The sequence below is a fragment of the Pseudoalteromonas sp. Isolate3 genome (genome assembly GCF_022398505.1).
In the GTDB taxonomy this organism is placed as follows: domain Bacteria; phylum Pseudomonadota; class Gammaproteobacteria; order Enterobacterales; family Alteromonadaceae; genus Pseudoalteromonas; species Pseudoalteromonas apostichopi.
Map to the genome: position 1 here is coordinate 1 of NZ_JAKEVN010000146.1, position 8,146 is coordinate 8,146.

General features: G+C 37.6%; 3 protein-coding genes. All 3 read left to right on the forward strand.

The window, feature by feature from the left end; genetic code table 11:
- The first annotated feature begins 129 nt into the window (after nt 1–129).
- The 3 genes from L1D46_RS18725 (at nt 130) to L1D46_RS18735 (ending at nt 8,145) form a co-directional block, all read left to right on the forward strand.
- Complete coding sequence (locus L1D46_RS18725; protein WP_130051826.1) at nt 130–2,772, forward strand: TonB-dependent receptor; 2,643 nt, start codon at nt 130–132, stop codon at nt 2,770–2,772.
- Between the two features lie 50 nt (nt 2,773–2,822).
- Complete coding sequence (locus L1D46_RS18730; protein ID WP_239978025.1) at nt 2,823–3,785, forward strand: class I SAM-dependent methyltransferase; 963 nt, start codon at nt 2,823–2,825, stop codon at nt 3,783–3,785.
- A 229-nt stretch (nt 3,786–4,014) separates the two neighbouring features.
- On the forward strand, nt 4,015–8,145 hold the full coding sequence (locus tag L1D46_RS18735) for a transporter substrate-binding domain-containing protein (RefSeq protein WP_239978026.1): 4,131 nt from the start codon (nt 4,015–4,017) through the stop codon (nt 8,143–8,145).
- Nucleotide 8,146 lies beyond the last annotated feature (1 nt).

Sequence of the window (8,146 nt, forward strand, 5' to 3'; positions counted from 1 at the left end):
GTTAAAAAACTGTTGACCAAAAGTTGTCCCTGATATTAGTATTTAATTCCCTTATAGGGTACTAGTACCTCTTTAAGGGTTAAAATAAATTAATAAAGTCATAACATGGATATGACCAGGGAGAATCAAATGTTAAATAATCAAGTTTCAAAAGCAGTTCGCTTAGCGATTGCTTTTGGTGCAGCGTCAACTGCTGCATTTTCAGCAACGAGCTATGCTGCTGATGATAAAGGTGTAGAAGAAGTTGAACGTATCGCCGTAACAGGTTCACGTATTAAACGAACTGACTTAGAAGGCTCAATTCCTGTAACAGTTATTGACCGTGCTTCAATCGACTTTTCAGGTCAAACTTCAGTTTCTGATTTGATCCGTAATACAAGCTTTAACTCAGCAGGTTCATTCCGACCTCAATCTGGTAGTTCAGCTCAAGGTGTTTCGCAAGTTAACTTACGTGGTTTAGGCGCATCTCGCTCTTTAATCCTTGTAGATGGTCGTCGTCTTCCTAAATCACCATCAACTGGTAATTCTCAAGACTTAAACTCAATCCCTATGGCTGCTGTAGAGCGTATCGAGATTTTATCTGATGGTGCTTCAGCTGTTTATGGTTCTGATGCGATTGCGGGTGTAATCAACATTATTACTCGAAAAAACTTTAATGGTGTTGAGGTACGTCTAGGTGCGGGCGATGTAAGTCTTCCTGAAGAAGGTGGTGACCGTGAGGAAGGCTCTGTAGTTTTCGGCTCATCAAGCGATAATGCATCAGTGATTGGTGGTATTTCTTGGAATAGCCGCGATATTATTTATGAACACGATTACCCTTGGGTTCAACCTGGTGCATCTAGCTTTGGTGTGAACGCTTTAAAAGAAGCTGGTTACAGATCTATCATTTCTCAAGAAGAATGTGACAGCTTAGAAAACTTCATGTATGGCTCTACGGGTGCCTGTGGTTATAACTTCAACGCAACCAATGCTAATGAAGCATCAACAGGTAACCAATCTGCTTTCCTAAAAGCAGAATATGAGATAAATGACGATTGGAAAATCTTCTCGCATACTCTTGTTTCTAAAACAAAATCATTTGGTCGATATGCTCCTTCTTTGAATGATGCAGGTGATGCAGCTTTCTTATCAGATGATAGCCCTAACAACCCTATTAACCCAAATAGCCCTTTTTACGATGCAGAATTTGCAAGCTATATGGCTGATAAACGAGCTGGTGAAATTGCCAATGGCGATGATCCAAGTTTAGTTCAAATCCGTCACCGCTTTGCTGCATTGGGTAACCGTGATAACAACGTAGATAACTGGTCTACAGATTTCTTATTCGGTGCTGAAGGTTCAATTGGTGATGTTTTTGTTGATTTTGGTGCACGTAAGACTAAAACTAAAACATACGAAATCGGTCGCAACTACTTAATGGGTAGTAATGCCCGTGCTGCAATGGATAGTGGCGCTTATATGTTAAATGACCCATTTGGTGCTCGTTTTACAACGGATACTGAGAAGAGCGATTATCAAGAGCTTTTAAGCGGTCTTAAAGTAACTACTTCTCGTATTGGTGAATTCAATCAAGAAGAGCTATTCGCGTCAGCATCATTCGATGTCATTGAAATTGGCGGTGGTATGATTCAAGCGGTAGTCGGTGCAGAATACCGTAAAGAAGAGTATCAAGATACTTATGATTCACTTTCAGAAGCTGGTCAAGTCGGTGGTTCATCAGGTAACAGTGCGGGTGGCTCTCGTGACGTTAAAGGTGCTTACTTCGAAGCATTGTTCCCGTTAATGGATGATCTTGAGATGACTCTTGCTGGCCGTTATGATGAATATTCAGATTACGGTAGTGATTTCTCGCCAAAAATCTCGTTTAAATACGATGTAATGGAAGGTTTAGTTCTTCGTGCTTCTTATGGGGAAGGCTTCCGTGCTCCAACACTTGATATCACGACAGCTAAGCCAGCACCTGACAACCCAAATGTTAGCGATGACCCTTCTTGTCTAAACTTTGGTCTTGAAGCTGGTTGTGACGTTCAAGTTAACGCAGTTACGCTTGCTAACCCAGAAATTGGTTCTGAAACATCTAAACAAACGTCAATAGGTTTAGCTTATCAACCAACAGATTGGTTAAACTTCTCTGCAGATTATTATGATATTGAAATATCAAATATGATCCGTTTCTTTGGCGCAACAACTATTCTTAACCGTGAACAAACAGGTGACCCAATTCCTGCAGGTTTAGGTGTAGAGCGCTTAAGCAATGGTGGTATCGACTTAATCACTCAAGGTTATGCTAACGAAGGTAGCTGGTCTATAAATGGTTTAGACTTGAACTTGAATACAACGTTTGATTTTGGTGATGCGGGTACATTCAAGCAAACTCTACAATGGAGTCACCAGTTTGAAAGCGTTGTAGATGGCGGCCGTAATACACTTAAAGATCCAGGTGAGCCTCAAGACCGTGCTGTTCTTAACAATACGTATACTTGGAGTGACTTTGACTTTGTATGGAATATCAATTTAATTGGTAAGCAATATGAAGACGTGACTCAAAATGATGATGGTTCTTTAGATAAGACAGGTAATATTGCAACTTGGGTAACACATGATTTGCAAGTTACATATAACATGTCTACGGGTACGCAGATTTCTCTAGGTATGCAAAATGCCTTTGAGAAAGAGCCGCAATTAAGCCCATTTGGCGGTCGTAACTATAACTTCGATTTATATGACGCATACGGACGTATTACATACCTTCGCTTCCGTCAATCATTCTAAATAAAACAATATGAGGGGTGGGCTTAAGCCCACCTTTTTTTGGAGTAAGTGTGAAACATTGGGACTCATATTGGCTATCGACAGAAACTTTAAGCAGTTTTGCCCAAAGTAATCACAAAGATGGTTATCAAGGAGATGTTTTAAATTTCTGGAATGCCATTTTTAGAGAATTTCAATCATCAGCCAAACTTTTAGACATTGGTTGCGGAAATGGTGCCTTGGCTGTTTTAGCTGAACAATATCCAAATGAATTTGAAATTACGGCAATTGATGCTGCGAATATAGATCCTACTAAGCATTTTAACGACAATGAAAAAGTTTTTCTTTCACTAAAAAACATCAATTTTTACAGTGAAATGTGTTGTGAAAAGTTAAACTTTAACGATTCATCTTTTGATTACCTCATTAGTCAATTTGGCATTGAATATTCAGATCTAAACTTTTCTTTTCTTGAAGCTAATCGAGTACTTAAAAGTGGTGGCGAACTGATTGCTTTAGTTCATCATAGAAATTCTTTCATTACCCAAGATTGCCAACAAGGAATTAAAGTACTTTCACAATTCGTAAATCAAGATGGGCTCGCATATAAAGTTAGAAACTTTGTTAATTTCTGTAGTAATTATCGTCTAATAGAAAAGCCAACGGCAAAAGAACAAAATGAATTCCTACAAAATAATGAGAAGCTGTTATTAGATTTTAAAAAAGTTCAAATTAATTTTAACTCTGAAATTGAACAAGATTGGTTTGGGCAGTTAGCAAAAAGTTTTATTCCGATGATAGTAAACTGGAGGGAAGTAGCTGTTCATCAAGTTGAGAGTTTGATTGAGGAACTTGCTAATTATAAATTACGGATAAATGAGCAAATCGAAGCCTCTTGGAGCGAAGATGATCAAAAGGCAATCATTTCTAATATGAGCTCAAGCTGGGAAACCTTTGATATTACGCCCAAAAAAATTGATGGAGAATTGTTCTGTTGGGTATTAAGAGCTAAAAAGTTACAGGAAAAACACTGATATCTTTCGCTAAGCACATAATTGTGTAGAGTGTAAGCTTTAATAATACAGTGTATTGGTATTGTAAGAATTTGGCTAAATGAATTTCAACTTCAAGCTATAAACAATAATTGTGTATTCAAATTACACTGCTAGAATATATTTAGTTATTGCTTTTTTAAATGGTCAGGCTCTGATAAGACTACTTCTGTTTTACTTTTCTATTATTACGCTTTCATTTTCTGGTGATGTGTTTGCAACACAACTCAAAGCGGGTATCGTTAACTATAACTTTTTCCCTTACCATACTCGCGACGCTGATGGCCAGTTCTCAGGTGTAATTGTTGGTTACAGTAATGAAATCGCTCGTTTGGCCGAAGCTGATCTCGAATACCGTGTTTATGATAGCTTAGATGAGCTTTTAGATGCCCTTAAAGCCGGTGATGTTGACTTTGCCGTCGGCTTAAATAAAACCTCACAACGTAAAAAGCACTTTTTATTCTCAACGCCATTCATGGAAGCGCCAAGAGGTATTGTTGCGAATAAGTCCATCGCGAATGATGCATTAAAAAATTTGGCTAGCCTGCGATGGGTGTGTATTACGGGGAGTTCGCACTGTGAATATCTAGTAGAAAATGGTGCGCTATTTATCAACCGTTTTATAAAACCAGAGGACGCCTTTAAAAAAGTAGCAGATGGCTCATTTGATGCGTTTATGGGTGATTACTCGGTTTTATCTCACCAACTTAAAAACCTTTCCCAAGAAAACCTGAAAGTTGTAAGTCCAGTTTGGTTATCCAGTGAAACCCTGCATGTTATGTTTAATAAAAATAAAACGGCATTACGTAATCAGGTTAATTCGGTATTAGCTGCTATTTCTCCTACAACTAAACAACTATGGGAAAGCTCTGCCAGTGAAGAGTATTTAGCAGCAAAAGCTTATAGCCAATTTAAGCGTGATTTCAATCAGATTGACAAAGTGGAAGATAATAATTACTTACTCACTTTTTCTTTTGTAGATGGTTTATTTCCAATTCACGCAACCAGTAATATAGGCGAAGCAAAAGGCTATTTAAACGACACTTTGGAACTATTAGCACAACGAAGTGATTTTCAATTTAAATATATACCAGCTGCCAACTCTCAAGAGCTAGAAAGGCTCTTTTTAGCTAATAAAATTGATTTAATTCCAACTATGAACCCCACAAAAATAGAAGAAGGTGTGTTAATTGCGTTACCTTCTCACTATAGTTTAGAGATGGTGTTAATCTCTAAACGAGCTAGTCAAACCAAGCGAATTGGCTATTTAGAGGTGTTCGCTGATCCTAAACAAAAGCTATTGACCAATAAATTAGTCGAAACAGTCTCATTTGATTCAATCAAAACGCTGTTTTATGCATTGAGAAATGACAACATAGATGCGGTGATACTACCGCAAAGTATTGCGGCGTATCAGCTAAACCAATTTTATATTGGTGAGTTTTATATCAATCCAAAATACCGTTATACCCAGCCTATTTATTTTTTAGTGAATAAACACTTCTCAGAATTTGCGACTCTGCTAGACAGCCTATTTAAAACATTGACCAGCAATGATTTTAACTATGTTGTTAGTCGTCACGGCATTTTTAGTATTGAACGTGGTTACGACCGTAAAACTGTTAATACTACAGCTATTCTCATTTTAATTTTGATTGCTGTGTCGGTAATTTATTTTATTAGCTGGCGATTAACCATTAATCGTGAAATTGCAAAGCGCAAAGATGCTGAAGAAGTGGCTTTAAGTAAGCTTAATTTTACCCAAAAACTGATAGATGACTTACCCACTATGGTGGTGATACAAGATCAGCACCAAAAGCGTATTATGTGGAACAGAGCTTATAAAGAAAATTTTGCTCACTTATGGGATGAAAAAAACCAATATTTGCGCGGAGATATTAAAGTCGTAAAAAAACTGATTTCGCAAAATGAGCAAAGTTTAAATTCAGGCAAGGTAATCAATCAGCATATAAATTACACGAATAAATCGGGTAAAGAGCTGGAGTTACTTTATACCAAAAAGCCATACTTGGGCTCAGGGGGTGAATTTGCAGGTATTATGACGGTGATCACTGATGTAACTGAACATCGTCACCTTCAGCGTGAGAATCAATCTGTACAGCAACTGTTACAAACCATTACGGACACAATACCTGGAGGTGTATTTCAGTATGAGTACTACGATGACGGTGAGGGTTGTTATACCTATATTAGTAAAGGTGCACAGAGTTTATTAGGGATTACTTCGCGAATGATTAACCAGCGCGGCATGACGGGATGTATTTCGCCGCTTATTGTTGATGAAGACCGAGTGCAAATTGCAAAGAGTTTTAAAGCAGCGAGTAAACTCAACAAAATGATTGATATTGAGTTTCGGATAAACAATCTAGGCCAGCAAATTTGGTGTCGTTTTATTGCCAATGCAGAAACTAATAAGCGCGAAAATAAGCAGGGTGTGCGTTGGAATGGTATTTTGCTTGATATCAGCATACTCAAACGTCAGCAGGAAGATTTGAATAAAGCAACGGAGCTTGCACATCAAGCTCAGTTGGCGAAAGGTCGTTTTATTGCCACTATGAGCCATGAACTAAGAACACCTATGTCTGGAGTAAATGGCTTTATAGAGCTTTTAAAATCATCATCACTTGATGAAGAGCAACACTATTTAATCGAGCACATAGAGAGCTCAGTAACAAAGCTTCGCACTTTAGTCGATGATATTTTATATTTCGCAAACAGTAGTACAGGTAATATCGAAGTCGACTTAAGAGAAACCGACCTTGAGGCGCATTTATGCCGTGTTATGCGTGCTCATGAGTACCTCGCTAAGCAAAAAGGGCTCGCTTTCAATGTACTATGGCGTAAAGCTACTTTTAATTTGGCTTTGGTCGATATAAGTCATTTGATGCAAGTGCTTTCTAATGTACTAAATAACGCCGTGAAATTTACAGAGCAAGGGACAATAAGCTGTGATGTTTTATTTGATAAGCAATCTTTAAAGATTGAAGTATCAGATACAGGTAAAGGTATGACAGCCGAGCAGTTGGCTAATATATTTACCCCTTTCGAGCAGGCAGATAACTCTATTCAACGTCGCTATGGTGGTACTGGGTTAGGCTTAAGCTTGGCAAAGCAACTTGTTGAAGCTATGCAGGGTGAAATCTCCCTATCAAGCACCTATGGTAAAGGCACTAATGTTTATATTTCAGTACCACTTAAAAACGCAAGTAAACAGAAGTTACGAGCTTTGTCAGTTAATTGGGCTGTTTGTACCCAGCACGATCAATTACTAAATAACCTAGCCAGTATGGGGGTGAAACACTATCAATTAAGTTGGCCAATCGATAAAGACGCATTTGAACAAGCTGATAATATTCTCATTGACGAGAGTTATGTTAATGCACTGTGGGGCGCTAATTGGCAGCAATCAATTAGTAATGCAAGTAATAATTATATTTTAGTAGCATGCGCTAACAAAGTGCATACACCAGCAAATTGTTGCTGCCATATTCTACCTATTGAACCATTGTATCCAGATACTTTGAGAGAGCTTATAAATAGTGCACACATTCGCTTGGATGATGAGATGCTAACGCAAAGCTATCCGTTACATGGGAAAATATTAATAGCTGAGGATAATAAAACAAATCAGTTATTGCTCGAAAAACAATGCCAAAAACTAGGAATTAAAGCGGTCATGGTTGACGATGGTATTGCTGCTCTAAGAGCACTTGAAACAGGGCATTTTGATTTATTATTAACAGACTGTCACATGCCTGATTTAGATGGATTTCAATTAACTGAGCAATTACGCAGTCAAGAGAAGTTTAAAAATTTGCCAATTATTGGCTTTACTGCGGATGATTCTAAAGAGTGTTTAAATAAAGCATTAAAATCTGGAATGAGCTGTGTGTTATTTAAGCCATATAAACTCAATGAATTATATAATCGACTAGCTGAGTTTATAGAGTTAAGTAGTGATGATTTGCCAATTACCGATGATAATCCCGATTTAAGCTTACAAGGTATAAAAGATAAACAGCATTGGTTAAATGTTTTCGGCAATGAGAATGATGCAAAAATGCTCGCAGAGGTATTTATTACTAGCTTGCAAGCAGACTTAAATTCCTTACAAGAGCAAATAAAAAATCAAAATTTAGAAAAGGTTTCTGGCGCAATACATAAACTTAAAGGCGCTATTGTAATGCTTCAATATCCTCCTTTATCTGAGCTTATCGTAACGACCGAGAGTCGTTTTAATCAACTGCAAGATACATTAATTGTCGAAAAGTTAATTGCAGAGCTAAGCGATGTAATAGATAAAATAAAGCTATGGCTATAAT

Excerpts from the sequence above, each read along its gene's own strand:
- L1D46_RS18725 (WP_130051826.1), top strand. The coding sequence starts at position 130 with ATGTTAAATAATCAAGTTTCAAAAGCAGTTCGCTTAGCGATTGCTTTT.